This window comes from Streptomyces sp. NPDC049597, assembly GCF_040675505.1.
GTDB lineage: Bacteria > Actinomycetota > Actinomycetes > Streptomycetales > Streptomycetaceae > Streptomyces.
Window position 1 is genome coordinate 644,900 of sequence record NZ_JBFAOY010000001.1, and the last position, 15,860, is coordinate 660,759.

Sequence of the window (15,860 nt, forward strand, 5' to 3'; positions counted from 1 at the left end):
CCTTCTCCCCCACACACGGAACGTCATCCGGTTCTCCCCCTCGCATCGAACGGCACTTGTGAATGTGACGTCCGAGACCGCCGCGAGGAGCAGACGAAGGGGTTGCGGAAGGATCTCAATGCGGCAACGGCGCAGCCCGGCCGGTCCTACGACACGATGTCCTTGCGGGAGAAGTTCCGGAAGGCGAGCGCGAACAGCACCAGCGCGTATGTGACCGACACGGACGCCCCCTTCACCATGCCCGTCCACTCCAGCTGCGGCTGGAGCGCGTCGATCCAGGCGAACTGCCAGTGCGCGGGCAGCACTTCGCGCCAGCCGCCCAGCGCCGTGACGGCGTCCAGCACATTGCCGATGATGGTCAGCCCGACCGCGCCGCCGACCGCGCCGAGCGGTGCGTCGGTCTTGGTGGACAGCCAGAACGCCAGCCCCGCTGTGACCAGTTGGGAGACGAAGACGAACGCCACCACGAGCCCCAGCCGCCCCAGTGACTCCCCGGCGCCGAGCGATCCGCCCGTGGGCAGTTCCAGCGGCCCCCAGCCGTAGGCGACCGTGCCCGCCACCAGCGCCACCAGCGGCAGCAGCACCATCGCCGCCGCGCTGAAGCCGAGCGCCACGGCGAGCTTGGACCACAGCAGACGTGTCCGGGGCACCGGGGCGGCGAGCAGGTAGCGCAGCGACGACCAGCTCGCCTCCGAGGCGACGGTGTCGCCGTGGAACAGCGCCACCGGCACCACCAGCAGGAAACCCGCCGAGACGAACAGGCAGGTGGCGGCGAAGTTGGCACCGGACGCGGTCGCCGTGTCCATCAGGGTGATGCGGCCGTTGTCGCGGCCGTCCGGGGTGCCGCCGATCGCGAACGCCGCGATCAGGACGAACGGCAGCGCGGCCAGGATCCCGGCCATCACCAGGGTCCGGCGCCGCCGCAGCTGCCGGACCGCCTCCACCCGCAGGGGCAGGGTGTGTCCGGCCCGGTAGCCGGGGGCCGACCCGACGAGCGTGGCGTCTTGCACGGGCGCGCTCATGCCGAGCCTCCGATCAGGGTGAGGAACGCGTCCTCCAGGCGGCGGTGCGGTCCGACGCCCGTCAAGGGAACGTCCAGACGGACCAGTTCGGTGATCATCGCGGTGGCGCTCGCACCGTCCAGCCGTACGAGCAGACCCTCGTCCGTGCGTACGGCCGAACCGATGCCCGGCAGTGCGGCGATCTTCTCGATGACCGGCTCGGGCACCTCGCCCGCCGTGGTGACGAGAAGGGTGTCGCTCTCGCCGGTGATCTCGGCGACGGGACCGGCCTGTACGAGCCGGCCGCGGTCCATGACGACGAGGTGCGTGCAGGACTGCTCGACCTCCGACAGGAGGTGGCTGGAGACGATGACGGTCCGGCCCCCCGCCGCGTACCGGATCATCACGTCCCGCATCTCGCGGATCTGCGGCGGGTCGAGCCCGTTCGTCGGCTCGTCGAGGATCAGCAGGTCCGGCAGGCCGAGCATGGCCTGGGCGATGGCGAGACGCTGCCGCATGCCCTGGGAGTAGGTGCGTACGGCGCGGGCCAGCGCGTCACCGAGGCCGGCGATCTCCAGCGCCTCCTCGATGTGCGCGTCGGCGACCGGTCGGCCGGTCGCCCGCCAGTACAGTTCCAGGTTCTCGCGGCCCGACAGGTGCGGCAGGAAGCCCGCGCCCTCGACGAACGCGCCGACCCGGGAGAGCACGGGGGCGCCGGGCCTGATCGCGTGGCCGAAGACGCGGATCTCGCCGTCGTCGGGCCGGATCAGGCCCATCAGCATGCGCAGGGTGGTCGTCTTGCCGGCACCGTTGGGGCCGAGCAGTCCGAGCACCTGGCCCTTCTCGACGCGGAAGGAGAGGTCCCGCACGGCGTACCGGTCCGCGGAGTTCGCGTAGCGCTTGGTCAGTCCGGTGATCTCCAGCGGTACGCCGGCGCGCTCCGGGTCGGGCGCCGGTGCGACGGCCCGGCGGCGGGCGGTGAACAGCAGGGCGGCCGCGACAAGGGCTCCGGCGGTCGGCAGCGCCCACACCCACCAGGGCAGGCCGGCGGCCTGGGTGCGCACGGCGGGGGCGGTGGGCACGGTGAGCGCTCCGGCGAGGGAGACGGTGTACGAGGCCGGTTCGGCCGGGGAGGCGTAGCCGAGGTCGGTCGCGGACAGGACGAGACGCAGCCGGTGCCCCGCGTCGACCTGGTGGTCCACGGCGGGCAGCGTGAGGGTCACCTTCTGCGGCTTCGTGGCGTCCTCGACCCGGACGGGGGCGACGAGCTGGGCCGGCAGCACCTGCTGCCTGCCGTCGGGCCCGACGTCGTACACCTTCCCGAACAGCACGGCGTCGCCCCGGTCGGAGGTCACCTCGACGGTGACCTGCGGGGAGCCGGTGATGCGGGTGGCGCGGTCCAGCGGCGCGGAGGTGAAGCCCGCGAACTGGCCGGGGAAGTCGAGGGAGAGGCCGACGCCCAGCGACGACAGCGATCCGGCGCCGCCGCTGAGTCCGGGGACGGCGGAGATGGCGGGCGGGTTGGCGCCCGCGGGATTGGCGATGCGCTGTTCGGGTCCGGTGAGCGGGAAGGTGCGGGGGCCGCTCGCGAGGCCCGGGTAGCGGTCCGCGGTCGCGCCGCGCAGCAGTGCCTGCCCGTCGGTAGAGTCGACGCCTCCGGTGCGGCTGACGCGGAAGGCCGGCCCGGTGTCCGCGCCCTTGTCCTGCCCCAGATACCGGTCGAACCAGGCGGTGATCCGCGCTTCCACCCGGTCCGTCTCGCGGTCCCCGCCGTCGTGTCCGCCGGCCGTCCAGTCGACCGCGACGGGTGCGCCGTTGCCGCTGACGGCTCGGGCCATGGCATCGGCCTGGGAGAGCGTGAAGAGCGAGTCGGACTGGCCCTGGACGATGAGCGCGGGAACCGCGATCCGGTCCGCGACCGCCGCGGGGCTGCGCTCCTCCAAAAGCGCCCGGGCCTCGGCATCGGGCTTTCCGGCGACGGCGACGCGCTCGTACATGGCGCACAGCCGCGGCTCGAAGCGGCCGCAGCCGGCCGGGTTCGCGGGACCGGCGGTGGTGCGGCCGCCGGGGGCGTCCGCCGCGCCCTGCTCGGCGGTCTCGCCCGCGGGGGCCTCACCGGCGGGCGGCGGGGCCACTCGCCGGCCGGGGTCGGGCGCCGACCCGGTGGAGAAGAAGATGCCGGCCCACAGCTTCTTGAACACGTCGTCGGGGAACAGGGCTTCGGCGAGGTTCCAGTACGTGATCCGGGGGGCGATGGCGTCGACGCGCCTGTCGTACCCGGCGCCGAGCAGCGAGATCGCGCCGCCGTACGAGGAGCCGGTCATGCCGACGCGTGGATCGCCGTCCTTGTCGAGCTGCACCTCGGGCCGCCGCGCCAGCCAGTCGATCAGCCGGGAGACGTCCTTGACCTCCCTGTCGGGATCGTTGAGACCGATGCGTCCGGTGGACTGCCCGAAGCCGCGTGCCGACCAGGTCAGGACGGCGTAGCCGTCCTGGGCCAGCTTCTCCGCCTGGGCGCGTACGTCCTCCTTGGTGCCTCCGAAGCCGTGGCCGATGAGCACGGCGGGCCGGCGGCCGTCACCGCCGGCGGTGAAGTACGAGGTGTCGATCCCGGCCCCGGGCATGTCCAGCACCCGGTCCTCGCGGTGCACGGCGGGCGGGCCGTCGTCGGCGACCGCGGTCCAGGTGCCCGCGCCCGCGAGGACGGCGAAGGCCGCGACACCGGCGAGCCATCGGCCGCGTGGTCCGGTCCTGAGCCGGCCGAGGGACCGGGGAAGTCGGATCTCCATGGGAAAACCCTAAGCGGACAACCTGTGCGAGCTCGGCTGCCGTCAGGCGGAACCCATGGACCTTCCCGAGGAGTACGCGGCAGGGTTCCCGTACACCGGACGCGGTATGCCCACCGGACATTCCGGGCACGTGGCAGGGGCACACAAGACCCACACTTACTGACGAGTAGTCAGATGCCTTTGTTCACGCGGATCCCCTCCGCTTCCCGCCCTCTTGTGTCACAGGTCACAGCACACGACTCTGGTGGACGCAACCGCACGTCCTGGCACCATGCACGCCCGTACTTGCCCGTAACCGGTCAACGAAAGGTACAGGTGCACGAGATGGGCCCCACTGCCCGTCGCACGACGGCGCTGATATCAGCAGTCGCCGCAGCGACCGGTCTCCAGTTCGCCATGTCCCCCACCGCGCAGAGCGTGAACCTCGGCGATCTTCGTCTCGCCCCCACTGCAACCGCCGTACACAACAGCTGGATCGTCGTCCTGAAGGACGGCAGCACACGTGCCGCCGATCTCGGTGTCACGACCGAGCACACCTATCGCAGCGTCCTGACCGGCTTCTCCACCACCATGTCCATGGACAGAGCCAAGGAGGTCGCGGCCGACCCGCGGGTGGCGTACGTCGAGCAGAATTCGATCGTCCGCCTCAACGAGACCCAGCCGAACGCCACCTGGGGCATCGACCGCATCGACCAGCGCAGCCTGCCGCTGTCGAAGACGTACACGTACAACACGACCGCGTCGACCGTGAACGCGTACATCATCGACACCGGGATCCGCACCTCCCACAGCGAGTTCGGCGGACGCGCACGCGTTGGCACGGACACGGTGGGCGGCGGCCAGAACGGCCAGGACTGCCAGGGCCACGGCACCCACGTGGCGGGCACGGTCGGCGGCAGGACCTACGGCGTCGCCAAGAACGTCAACCTGATCGCCGTACGCGTCCTGGACTGCAACGGCTCCGGCACCACCGCCGGTGTGATCGCGGGCGTCGACTGGGTGACCGCCAACGCCAGGAAGCCGGCCGTGGCCAACATGAGCCTCGGCGGCTCGGCCAACACCTCGCTCGACAACGCGGTGAAGAAGTCGATCGCCTCCGGCGTCAGCTACTCCATCGCCGCGGGCAACGGCCTTCCCGTCCTGGGCCTGCCGGCCGACGCCTGCAACTACTCGCCCGCGCGCGTCCCCGAGGCGATCACGGTCGGCGCGACGGACAGCGCGGACCGCCGGGCGTCGTTCTCCAACTACGGCACCTGCCTGGACCTGTTCGCCCCGGGCGTGTCCATCACCTCGGCGTGGAAGGACAACGACACCGCCACGAGCACCATCTCGGGCACGTCGATGGCGGCCCCGCACACCGCGGGCGCGGCCGCGCTCTACCTGTCCACCCACCCCACGGCGACCCCGGCCCAGGTCAGGGACGCCCTGGTCGCCAACGCGACCGGCGGCAAGGTCCAGAACGCGCTCACGGGCTCCCCGAACAAGCTGCTGTACTCGCTGTTCTGAGCGCCCGTGCTCACACCGAAGGCGGGCCCGGCGACGGGCCCGCCCTCGGTCATCCGCGTCAGTGGTTGCGCGGGAAGCCCAGGTCCACGCCCGCCGGGGCGTCGGCCGGGTCCGGCCAGCGGGTCGTGACGACCTTGCCGCGGGTGTAGAAGTGCACGCCGTCGTTGCCGTAGATGTGGTGGTCGCCGAAGAGCGAGTCCTTCCAGCCGCCGAAGGAGTGGTAGCCCACCGGCACCGGGATCGGCACGTTCACACCGACCATGCCGGCCTCGATCTCCAGCTGGAAGCGGCGGGCCGCGCCGCCGTCACGGGTGAAGATCGCGGTGCCGTTGCCGAACGGCGAGGCGTTGATCAGCGCCACGCCCTCCTCGTACGTCTCGGCGCGCAGCACGCACAGCACGGGACCGAAGATCTCGTCGCGGTACGCGTCGGAGTCGGTGGAGACCTTGTCGAGCAGGGACAGGCCGATCCAGTGGCCGCCCTCGAAACCGTCCACGCGCAAGCCGGTGCCGTCGAGGACGACGTCAGCTCCCTGGTCGGCGGCGCCCTTGACGTAGGAGGCGACCTTGTCGCGGTGGGCGGCGGTGATGAGCGGGCCCATCTCGGAGGTGGGGTCGTTGCCCGGGCCGATCTTGATCTTCTCGGCGCGCTCGCGGATCTTCTCGACCAGCTCGTCGCCGACCGCGCCGACGGCGACCACCGCGGAGATCGCCATGCAGCGCTCGCCCGCCGAGCCGTACGCGGCGGACACCGCGGCGTCGGCCGCCGCGTCCAGGTCCGCGTCGGGCAGGACCAGCATGTGGTTCTTCGCGCCGCCGAGCGCCTGGACGCGCTTGCCGTTGGCGGAGGCGGTGGTGTGGATGTAGCGGGCGATGGGGGTGGAGCCGACGAAGGAGACCGCGGCCACGTCGGGGTGCGCGAGCAGCGCGTCGACCGCGACCTTGTCGCCGTGGACGACGTTCAGCACGCCGTCGGGCAGGCCGGCCTCGGCGGCGAGCTCCGCGAGCAGGTTCGCGGCTGACGGGTCCTTCTCGCTGGGCTTGAGGACGAAGGTGTTTCCACAGGCGATCGCCAGCGGGAACATCCACATCGGCACCATCGCCGGGAAGTTGAACGGCGTGATGCCGGCGACGACGCCGAGCGGCTGGCGGATGGCGGCGACGTCGACGCGGCTGGAGACCTGGGTCGACAGCTCGCCCTTGAGCTGGGTGGTGATGCCGCAGGCCAGCTCGACGATCTCCAGGCCGCGGGCCACCTCGCCCAGCGCGTCCGAGTGGACCTTGCCGTGCTCGGCGGTGATCAGGGCGGCGATGTCGTCGCGGCGGGCGTCGAGCAGCGCCCGGTAGCGGAACAGCACCGCCGTGCGCTGCGCCAGCGACGACGTGCCCCACGTCGCGAACGCCTCCCTGGCCGCGGAGACGGCCGCGTCGACCTCCTCCACGGAGGCCAGGGCGACCCGGGTCGTGGCCTCTCCCGTCGCCGGGTCGGTCACCGGACCCCAGTTGCCGGACGCACCCTCGACGGTCTTGCCACCGATCCAGTGGTTGACGGTCTTCGTCATGGCGAGAAACTCCTTCAGAGATGGCGGCGTCGGGATGCGACTTGCCGGTCGTACTCCTCCCGGGCCGAGGCCGCCGACGGGCGGGTCGCGGTCTCGGCCACCGGAACATCCCACCACGCCTGTGCCGCGGGCGCGCCCGACACAGTGTCTGCCGTTCCGGTCTCCACGTAGACACATGTGGGGGCGTCCGCCGCCCGTGCCTCGGCCAGTGCTTCGCGCAGGTCACGCACGGTCCCGGCGCGGATCACCCGCATGCCCAGCGACTCGGCGTTCGCCGCCAGGTCGACGGGCAGCGGCGGTCCGGAGTACGTGCGGCCTGGGCCGGTCCGCTGCCGGTAGTCCGTGCCGAAGCGCTCGGCACCGACCGTCTCGGACAGGCCTCCGATGGACGCGTACCCGTGGTTCTGCAGGATCACCATCCGGATCGGGACGCCCTCCTGCACGGCGGTGACGATCTCGGTGGGGTTCATCAGGTACGTGCCGTCGCCGACCAGCGCCCAGACCGGGCGTCCCGGTGCGGCCATCGCCACGCCGATCGCGGCCGGGATCTCGTAGCCCATGCAGGAGTAGCCGTACTCGACGTGGTACTGGTCGGCGGAGCGGGCGCGCCACAGTTTGTGCAGGTCGCCCGGGAGGGAGCCGGCGGCGTTGATCAGGATGTCGTCCCCGGTCACGAGGGCGTCGAGTGCGCCGAGGACCTGGGGCTGGGTGGGCGCCGCGTCCTCGTCACCCACCGCGTAGGCGGCGTCGACCCGCTGCTCCCAGCGCTCCTTGCCCCGCGCGTACTCCTTTTCGTACGCCGCGTCCACGCGATGGCCCGCGAGGGCGGCGGCCAGTTCGCCGAGTGCGGCGCGGGCGTCCGCGACGAGCGCGAGGCCGGACATCTTGTGGGCGTCGAACGCGGCGACGGAGATGTTGACGAAGCGGACGTCCGGGGCGGCGAAGAGGGTCGAGGACGCGGTGGTGAAGTCGGTCCACCGGGTGCCGACGCCGATCACCAGGTCGGCGGTGCGTGCCAGGTCGTCGGCGGTGGCGGTGCCGGTGTGGCCGATGCCGCCGAGGTCGCAGGGATGGTCGTGGGGCAGCGATCCCTTCCCCGCCTGGGTGGAGGCGACGGGAATGCCGGTGGCGTCGGCGAGCGCGCGCAGCGCCTCCTCGGCCTCGCTGTGGCGGACGCCCCCGCCGGCGACGATCAGCGGCCGGCGAGCCCGGCGCACCGCGTCGGCGGCCTGGGCGAGCGCGCCCGCGTCGGGGCGGGGACGGCGCACGTGCCACACCCGGTCGGCGAAGAACTCCTGCGGCCAGTCGTACGCCTCCGCCTGCACGTCCTGCGGCAGCGCGAGCGTGACCGCGCCGGTCTGCGCGGGGTCGCAGAGCACTCGCATCGCCTGCAGCGCGGCCGGGACCAGGGCCTCGGGGCGAGTGATGCGGTCGAACCAGCGGGAGACGGGGCGCAGGCAGTCGTTGACCGACACGTCGCCCGCGTACGGCACTTCGAGCTGCTGGAGCACGGGGTCGGCGGGGCGGGTGGCGAAGACGTCACCGGGCAGCAGGAGGACGGGCAGGTGGTTGACGGTGGCGAGTGCGGCGCCGGTGACCAGGTTCGTGGCCCCGGGGCCGATGGAGGTGGTGACCGCGTGCGCGGACAGCCTGCGGGACTGGCGGGCGTAGCCGACGGCGGCGTGCACCATGGACTGCTCGTTGCGGCCCTGCACGAACGGCATGTCCGCGGAGGACTCGACGAGGGCCTGGCCGATGCCGGCCACATTGCCGTGCCCGAAGATGCCCCAGGTGGCGGCGATCAGCCGCCGGCGGCGGCCGTCGCGCTCGGTGTACTGGTGGGACAGGAAGCGCACCAGAGCCTGGGCCGTGGTCAGCCGCGTCATCGGTAACCCTCCGCGTGGTCGGGGTGGAAGCGGATCAGCCATTCCCTCTCGGCGCCCGGTCCCGCCATCACATTGAGGTAGTACATGGCGTGTCCGGGCTCCGCGACGGACGGCCCGTGCCAGCCGTCCGGGACGAGCACGGCGTCGCCGCTGCGGACCTCGGCGAGCACGTCGGCGCCGCCGGGGCGCGAGGGCGACACGCGCTGGAAGCCGACGCCGCCGCCGTCGATCTCGAAGTAGTAGATCTCCTCGAGCTCGCTCTCCTCGCCGGGGACGCGCTCGTCGTGCTTGTGCGGCGGGTAGGAGGACCAGTGGCCGCCGGGGGTGACCACCTCGACGGCGATCAGCCGGTCGCAGGCGAACGCGCCGGCCGCCGCGAAATTGCGCACCTCGCGGGCCTGGATCCCGCTGCCGCGGGCCTCGACGGGTACCTCCGGCGCGGGGCCGTAGCGAGCGGGGAGTCGGCGCTCGCACCTCGCTCCTGCCAGGGCGAAGCGGCCTCCCGCGCCGGAGGCGATCTGGGCATGGGCGTCTGGCGGCACGTACGCGAAGTCGCTCACTCCGCCGAACACGCCGTCCCGCCCCTGCAGTTCAAAGATCTCGTCTTGCGTCTGCACCGTGCAACCGCCGCTGAGGGGCAGCACGATCCATTCGCTGTCGCCGGTGACGAACGGATGCGAACCGCCCGGTTCCAGCTCCAGCACGCGCAGCTGGGAGTAGCCCCAGCCGGCCTGCTCGGGGGTGACGCTCAGGGCGTACGGTCCGTGGGCGGCGCTGCCCGCGGGGACGTGCAGGCCGGGCAGCGCGCCGGCCGGCCCGCCGCCGCGCGGTGTGCCCTCGTGGGGTGTGCCCCGGTGTGGTTGGTCGTGGCTCATGCCTTCTCCGTACCCCCTACAGCAGGCCCACGGCCGTGTCGACCGCGCCCGTCACGTCGCCGTCGACCGGATAGAGCAGCGCGCGGCCGGCCACGAGCCCCTGGACCGTGGGCAGTTGCAGGGCCGCGCGCCATCTCTCGTACGCCCTGTCCTGGTCCTTGCCCGCGTCGCCGCCGAGCAGCACCGCGGGGAGGGTGGAGGTCTCCATCACGGCTCGCATGTCGTCGGGGTCCTCGGTCACGGGCACCTTGAGCCAGGTGTACGCGGAGGTGCCGGCCAGCCCGGAGGCGATGGCGATGGACCGGGTCACGGCCTCGGCCCCGAGATCGTTGCGCAGCCGGCCGTCGATCCGGTGACATATGAACGGCTCGACGAAGACGGGGAGCTGACGCTCCGCCATCTCGTCGACCGCGCGGGCGGCCGCGGCCAGGGTGTCGAGCGAGGCCGGGTCGTCGTAGTCGATGCGCAGCAACAGCTTTCCGGCGTCGAAGCCCAGCCGGTCCAGATCACGGGCGCGGTAGCCGGTGAACCGGTCGTCGAGTTCGAACGACGCGCCCGCGAGACCGCCGCGGTTCATGGAACCCATGACCACCTTGTCGTCGAGGGCGCCGATGAGCAGCAGGTCGTCGAGGATGTCGGAGGTGGCGAGGACGCCGTCGACCCCGGGACGCGAGAGGGCGAGGCAGAGCCGCTCCAGCAGGTCGAGCCTGTTGGCCATGGCGAGCGGGCGGTCGCCGACGGCGAACGTGCCGCGGGCGGGGTGGTCGGCCGCGATGATCATCAGCCGTCCGCCGTCGCCGACGAGACGCGTGCGTCTGCGACGCCGCGCAGCGGCCTCGGCGACGGCTTCGGGGTGCCGGGTCCGGATCCCCACGAGCTCGCCGATGTCGACGCGGCTCACGACGCCCCCCGCGTCCGGTCGGTGCGGCTGGGGTCCGGGGGGACGGGGCCGCCCGCGAGGACCCGGGCGACCTCCTCCTCGTACGGCATGGCCGTCGAGCAGGCGAGGCGCGCGGCGACCACCGCTCCCGCCGCGTTGGCGAAGCGCATCACGCGCTCCACATCCCAGCCGGCCAGCAGCCCGTGGCACAACGCCCCGCCGAACGCGTCCCCCGCTCCGAGCCCGTTCACCACGTCCACGGGCACGGGCGGCACCTCGGCGCGTGTGCCGTCCCGGTGCACGGCGAGCACCCCCTTGGGGCCCTGCTTGACCACGGCGAGTTCGACGCCGGCGGCCAGCAGCGCCTCGGCGGCCGCGTCCGGCTCGCGCTCGCCGGTCGCGACCGCGCACTCCTCGAGATTGCCCACGGCGACGGTCGCCAGGGCGAGTGCCTTCGCGTACTGCGCGCCGGCCGACCGCGGGTCGGCCCAGAACATCGGCCGCCAGTCGAGGTCGAACACCGTCGTCCCCGACTTCGCCCGGTGCGCGAGCGCGGCCAGCGTCGCCGTCCGGCTGGGTTCCGCGCACAGTCCCGTGCCGGTCATCCAGAAGATCCGCGCCGCCCGGATCGGCTCCGGCTCCAGCTCGCCCTCCCGGATCTCCAGGTCGGGCGCCTTGGGCTGCCGGTAGAAGTAGAGGGGGAAGTCGTCCGGCGGGAACACCTCGCAGAAGGTGACCGGCGTCGGGTACTCCTCGACCGGCGTCACCCACCGGTCGTCCACGCCGAACTCGCGCAGCGCCTGGTGCAGGTACTCGCCGAAGGGGTCCTGTCCGGTCCGGGTGATCACGGCCGTCCGCCGGCCCAGCCGGGCCGCCGCGACCGCGACGTTCGCCGCCGAGCCGCCGAGGAACTTCCCGAACGTGTCGACCTGCGCCAACGGGACCCCGGTACGCAGGGGATAGAGGTCCACCCCGATCCGGCCCATCGTGATCACGTCGTACGGCAAAGACATGCGCGTCCCTTCGGTCAGGGGGTGACCCCAGGTCTAGCCCTCCCCCATGAACCCTGTCAATGTTTTGTCCGGACATTCGGACCAAGCCTTGACACCCTTCTCCGGCGGCCGGAAAGCTGACCGGCATGACCTCCTCCGTCCCCGCCCTGAACCGCATCCGGGTCGGCTCGGCCCCCGACTCCTGGGGGGTGTGGTTCCCCGACGATCCCCAGCAGGTCCCCTGGCAGCGCTTCCTCGACGAGGTCGCCCGGGCCGGCTACGAATGGATCGAGCTCGGCCCCTACGGCTATCTCCCGAGCGACCCCGCGCGGCTCACCGAGGAGACCGCCCGAAGAGGGCTGAAGGTCTCGGCCGGCACCGTCTTCACCGCGCTGCACCACGGCCCCGACGTCTGGGAGAAGACGTGGGCCCACGTCTCGGACATCGCCGCGCTCACCCGCGCCATGGGCGCGGAGCACCTGGTCGTCATCCCCTCCTTCTGGCGCGACGACAAGACGGGCCGGGTGCTGGAGGACCGCACGCTGACCCCGCAGCAGTGGCGCGACCTCACCGCCCAGAGCGAACGCCTCGGCCGCGAGGTGCGCGAACGTCACGGGCTGAAGATCGTCGTCCATCCGCACGCGGACACCCACATCGACACGGAGGAGAACGTCAGCCGCTTCCTCGACGCCACCGACCCGGATCTCGTCTCCCTGTGCCTGGACACCGGCCACTACGCCTACTGCGGCGGTGACAGCGTGAAGCTCATCGAGACGTACGGCGAGCGGATCGGCTACCTCCACCTCAAGCAGGTCGACCCCGCGGTCCTGGCCCAGGTGGTGGCCGACGAGGCGCCTTTCGGCCCGGCGGTCGGCCGCGGTGTCATGTGCGAACCCCCGGCCGGCGTCCCCGCGCTGGAGCCCGTCCTGAACGCGGCCTCGGCCCTCGGTGTCGAACTCTTCGCCATCGTCGAGCAGGACATGTACCCCTGCCCGCCGGACAAACCCTTCCCGATCGCCCAACGCACCCGCGGATTCCTGCGGTCCTGCGGCGTCTGAGCGCCCGCCGCGCACCTGTGGCGGTTGTCGCCGCCTCATCACACATGTCGCCATTGCGCATGCGTTCCGTCACAGGCGGTCGACAGCCCTGCCCCCACCTCCCTCCACCGTCGTTCACGGGACACAGGCTCAGTTTCGCCAACGTCCGCGCGGCAGCTCCCCCTACGGCAACCCGCCCGCCGCTGCCGCGCGCAGGGAGGTGCCCGACACATGACGGACAGAAGGCTCTGGTCCTACAAGGACATCGCCGTGCACATCAAGGTGCAGACGGACACGGTCCGTTCGTACCGGAAGCACGGCCTTCTTCCGCCCCCCGACCACGTGGAGGCCGGCAAGCCGTACTGGTTCGCCGAGACCATCCGCCGCTGGGTGGCCAACAGGCCCGGCAACCGAGGGCGCCGGACGTGAGGCCCCCGGCACGCGACGCGCGGCCCGGAACCGCCGGCTCCTCGGCGAGGCGTCGCCGACGCCGTTGCCTCATACCCCCTAGGGGTATAGGCTGAGGTGTGTCAGGCAGCCTTGGCGTTCCCCCGGGCTCCTGGCGCATCATGCCTTGTACGTCCCGCTCACGAGGAGAACGCGATGACCGCCGAGACGAAGACCGAGATCGAGACCGTCCAGGGCTCCGGTTCCTGCTGTTCGGCCGACGGCTCCTGCCACGACGCCGGGGCGGACGCGCAGGCCGGCGGTCTCACCACCGTCTACCAGGTCTCCGGCATGACCTGCGGCCACTGCGAAGGCGCCGTCAGCGGCGAGATCTCGGAGATCCCCGGGGTCAGCTCGGTGAAGGCCGTCGCGGCCACCGGCACGGTGACCGTGGTCTCCGAGGCGCCGCTCGACGAGGCGGCCGTGCGCGCGGCCGTCGACGAGGCGGGCTACGAGCTGGTCGGCCAGGCCTGACCGCCACCGCAACCGAGCGCGCCGGGATCTGCCGGCGCATCGCACGGCACGTACCGGGGGACCGGGCCCGACCCGATCGGTCCGATACTGGTCGGGTAAGGCCCGGCCTCGGTACGCATGGAGTCCCGACGTGGAAACAGCCCAGGTGGAGCTCACCATCGGCGGGATGACCTGCGCCTCCTGCGCGGCCCGCGTCGAGAAGAAGCTGAACCGCATGGACGGCGTGAGCGCCACGGTCAACTACGCGACCGAGAAGGCCCACATCAGCTACCCGCCGGACATGCCGGTCGCCGCCCTCATCGCCACCGTCGTCAAGACCGGCTACACCGCCGAGGAACCACCGCCTCCGGCCCCCGAACCGGACGACACGGCTCCGGCGGCCGGGACCGGCGGAGGGCACGGGACCGGGACGGATCCCGAGCAGCGCGCCCTGCGGCAGCGTCTCGTCGTCTCCGCCGCCCTCTCCGCGCCCGTGGTCCTCATGTCGATGATCGGCGCTCTGCAGTTCGACAACTGGCAGTGGCTCTCGCTCACCCTCGCCGCTCCCGTCGTCGTCTGGGGCGGACTGCCCTTCCACCGCGCCGCCTGGACGAACCTGCGGCACGGCGCGGCCACCATGGACACGCTGGTGTCCACCGGCACACTGGCCGCGTTCGGCTGGTCCCTGTATGCGCTGTTCTTCGCGCAGGCGGGCATGCCCGGCATGCGTCACGCCTTCGATCCGGCCGTCTCCCGCACGGACGGGGGCTCGGCGATCTATCTCGAAGTGGCCGCCGGGGTGATCACGTTCATCCTGCTCGGCCGCTATATGGAGGCCCGATCCAAGCGCCGGGCGGGGGCGGCCCTGCGCGCGCTGATGGAGCTGGGTGCGAAGGACGTGGCCGTGCTGCGGAACGGCGCCGAGGTACGCGTTGCGGTCGACCGTCTGGCGGTGGGCGACCGTTTCGTCGTACGCCCCGGGGAGAAGATCGCCACCGACGGCACGGTCGTCGAGGGCGCGTCCGCCGTGGACGTCTCGATGCTGACCGGGGAGTCGCTGCCGGTGGACGTGACCGCGGGCGACGAGGTCACCGGCGCCACCCTCAACACCTCCGGCCGGCTCGTGGTCGAGGCCACCCGTGTCGGCGCGGACACCCGCCTCGCCCGTATGGCGAAGCTCGTCGAGGACGCGCAGAACGGCAAGGCCGAGGTCCAGCGTCTCGCGGACCGGGTGTCGGCGGTCTTCGTGCCCGTGGTGCTGCTGATCGCGCTGACGACGCTCGTGGTCTGGCTGATCGCGACCGACGACGCGACCGCCGCGTTCACCGCCGCCGTCGCGGTCCTGATCATCGCGTGCCCCTGCGCGCTCGGCCTCGCCACCCCGACGGCCCTCATGGTGGGCACCGGCCGCGGCGCACAGCTCGGGATCCTCATCAAGGGGCCCGAGGTGCTGGAGTCGACCCGCACGGTCGACACGGTCGTCCTGGACAAGACAGGAACGGTCACCACCGGCCGGATGACCCTTCAGGGCGTGCACCCGGCCGAAACCGCCGACGCGGCGGAGCTGCTGCGATTCGCGGGCGCGCTGGAGCACGCCTCCGAGCACCCGATCGCGCGTGCCGTCGTCGAGGGCGCCGAGGGGCGCGTCGGCCCGCTGCCCGCCGTCGAGAGGTTCGCGAACGTCCCCGGCCTCGGTGTCCGCGGAACGGTCGAGGGCCACGAGGTGCTCGTCGGGCGCGCGGCGCTGTTGCGGGACGCCGGCGTGGAGCTGCCCGAGGCGCTCGTGACGGCCGCGGCCGCCGACCGGGGCCGTACCGCCGTCTACGCCGCCCGGGACGGCAAGGCGCTCGGGGTGCTCACCGTCGCGGACGCGGTGAAGGAGACCAGCGCCGAGGCGGTGCGGCAGCTGCGGGCCCTGGGGCTCACCCCGGTGCTGCTGACCGGCGACGGGCGCGCCGTGGCGGAGGCGGTGGCCGCGGAGGTAGGCGTGGACGAGGTGTACGCGGAGGTCCTGCCCGAGGAAAAGGTGCGGGTCGTCGAGGCGCTGCGGGCCGAGGGCCGTACGGTCGCGATGGTCGGCGACGGCGTGAACGACGCCGCGGCGCTCGCGACCGCCGATCTCGGCCTGGCGATGGGCACCGGAACGGACGCGGCGATCGAGGCCGGGGACCTGACCCTGGTGCGGGGTGACCTGCGGGTCGCCGCGGACGCGATCCGTCTCGCACGTCGGACCCTTGCGACGATCAAAGGGAATCTTTACTGGGCCTTCGGCTACAACGTCGCGGCCCTGCCTCTGGCGGCGTTCGGCCTGCTCAACCCCATGATCGCGGGTTTCGCGATGGCCTTTTCGTCCGTATTTGTCGTCACCAACAGTCTCCGCCTGCGCTCCTTCTCGTGACTACAAACAGGTCACAAGACCTTCACAAGGAGACC

General features: G+C 72.3%; 12 protein-coding genes. 5 read left to right on the plus strand and 7 right to left on the minus strand.

Annotated features, from left to right (window positions below):
- Positions 1 to 146: 146 nt before the first annotated feature.
- Positions 147 to 1,022: an ABC transporter permease gene (locus tag AB0K02_RS02870; protein WP_365990527.1), complete on the minus strand. Its 876-nt coding sequence runs from the start codon at positions 1,020 to 1,022 to the stop codon at positions 147 to 149.
- Entirely contained in the window at positions 1,019 to 3,790 is a 2,772-nt protein-coding gene (locus AB0K02_RS02875) for an alpha/beta fold hydrolase (protein WP_365990528.1), read from the minus strand. Before AB0K02_RS02875 ends, AB0K02_RS02870 begins: the two co-directional genes overlap by 4 nt.
- Before the next feature lie 324 nt (positions 3,791 to 4,114).
- Here AB0K02_RS02875 and AB0K02_RS02880 point away from each other — a divergent pair, with 324 nt between their 5' ends.
- Entirely contained in the window at positions 4,115 to 5,296 is a 1,182-nt protein-coding gene (locus tag AB0K02_RS02880; RefSeq protein ID WP_365990529.1) for a S8 family peptidase, read from the plus strand.
- Positions 5,297 to 5,354: 58 nt separating this feature from the next.
- On the opposite strand, the gene mmsA is transcribed toward AB0K02_RS02880, so the two are convergent.
- The 5 genes from mmsA to iolC are packed head-to-tail and all read right to left on the minus strand — an operon-like array spanning position 5,355 to position 11,511.
- A complete protein-coding gene (gene mmsA / locus AB0K02_RS02885) occupies positions 5,355 to 6,857 on the minus strand; it encodes a CoA-acylating methylmalonate-semialdehyde dehydrogenase (RefSeq protein ID WP_365990530.1) in 1,503 nt (500 codons plus the stop codon).
- Positions 6,858 to 6,871: 14 nt separating this feature from the next.
- Positions 6,872 to 8,743 (minus strand): 3D-(3,5/4)-trihydroxycyclohexane-1,2-dione acylhydrolase (decyclizing), encoded by a 1,872-nt coding sequence (iolD, locus tag AB0K02_RS02890; RefSeq protein WP_365990531.1) that lies wholly within the window; start codon positions 8,741 to 8,743, stop codon positions 6,872 to 6,874.
- Entirely contained in the window at positions 8,740 to 9,618 is an 879-nt protein-coding gene (iolB, locus tag AB0K02_RS02895; RefSeq protein ID WP_365990532.1) for a 5-deoxy-glucuronate isomerase, read from the minus strand. Before iolB ends, iolD begins: the two co-directional genes overlap by 4 nt.
- Positions 9,619 to 9,634: 16 nt before the next feature.
- A complete protein-coding gene (locus tag AB0K02_RS02900) occupies positions 9,635 to 10,519 on the minus strand; it encodes a deoxyribose-phosphate aldolase (protein WP_365990533.1) in 885 nt (294 codons plus the stop codon).
- Positions 10,516 to 11,511: a 5-dehydro-2-deoxygluconokinase gene (iolC, locus tag AB0K02_RS02905; protein WP_365990534.1), complete on the minus strand. Its 996-nt coding sequence runs from the start codon at positions 11,509 to 11,511 to the stop codon at positions 10,516 to 10,518. Before iolC ends, AB0K02_RS02900 begins: the two co-directional genes overlap by 4 nt.
- Positions 11,512 to 11,636: 125 nt before the next feature.
- Here iolC and AB0K02_RS02910 point away from each other — a divergent pair, with 125 nt between their 5' ends.
- From AB0K02_RS02910 to AB0K02_RS02925, 4 genes are all read left to right on the plus strand, one after another.
- Positions 11,637 to 12,548, plus strand: a complete 912-nt coding sequence (locus tag AB0K02_RS02910; protein ID WP_365990535.1) for a sugar phosphate isomerase/epimerase — start codon at positions 11,637 to 11,639, stop codon at positions 12,546 to 12,548.
- A gap of 210 nt (positions 12,549 to 12,758) precedes the next feature.
- Positions 12,759 to 12,956, plus strand: a complete 198-nt coding sequence (locus AB0K02_RS02915) for a MarR family transcriptional regulator (RefSeq protein ID WP_365990536.1) — start codon at positions 12,759 to 12,761, stop codon at positions 12,954 to 12,956.
- Between the two features lie 174 nt (positions 12,957 to 13,130).
- Positions 13,131 to 13,448: a heavy-metal-associated domain-containing protein gene (locus AB0K02_RS02920; RefSeq protein ID WP_365990537.1), complete on the plus strand. Its 318-nt coding sequence runs from the start codon at positions 13,131 to 13,133 to the stop codon at positions 13,446 to 13,448.
- Between the two features lie 130 nt (positions 13,449 to 13,578).
- Positions 13,579 to 15,825, plus strand: a complete 2,247-nt coding sequence (locus AB0K02_RS02925; protein ID WP_365990538.1) for a heavy metal translocating P-type ATPase — start codon at positions 13,579 to 13,581, stop codon at positions 15,823 to 15,825.
- Positions 15,826 to 15,860 lie beyond the last annotated feature (35 nt).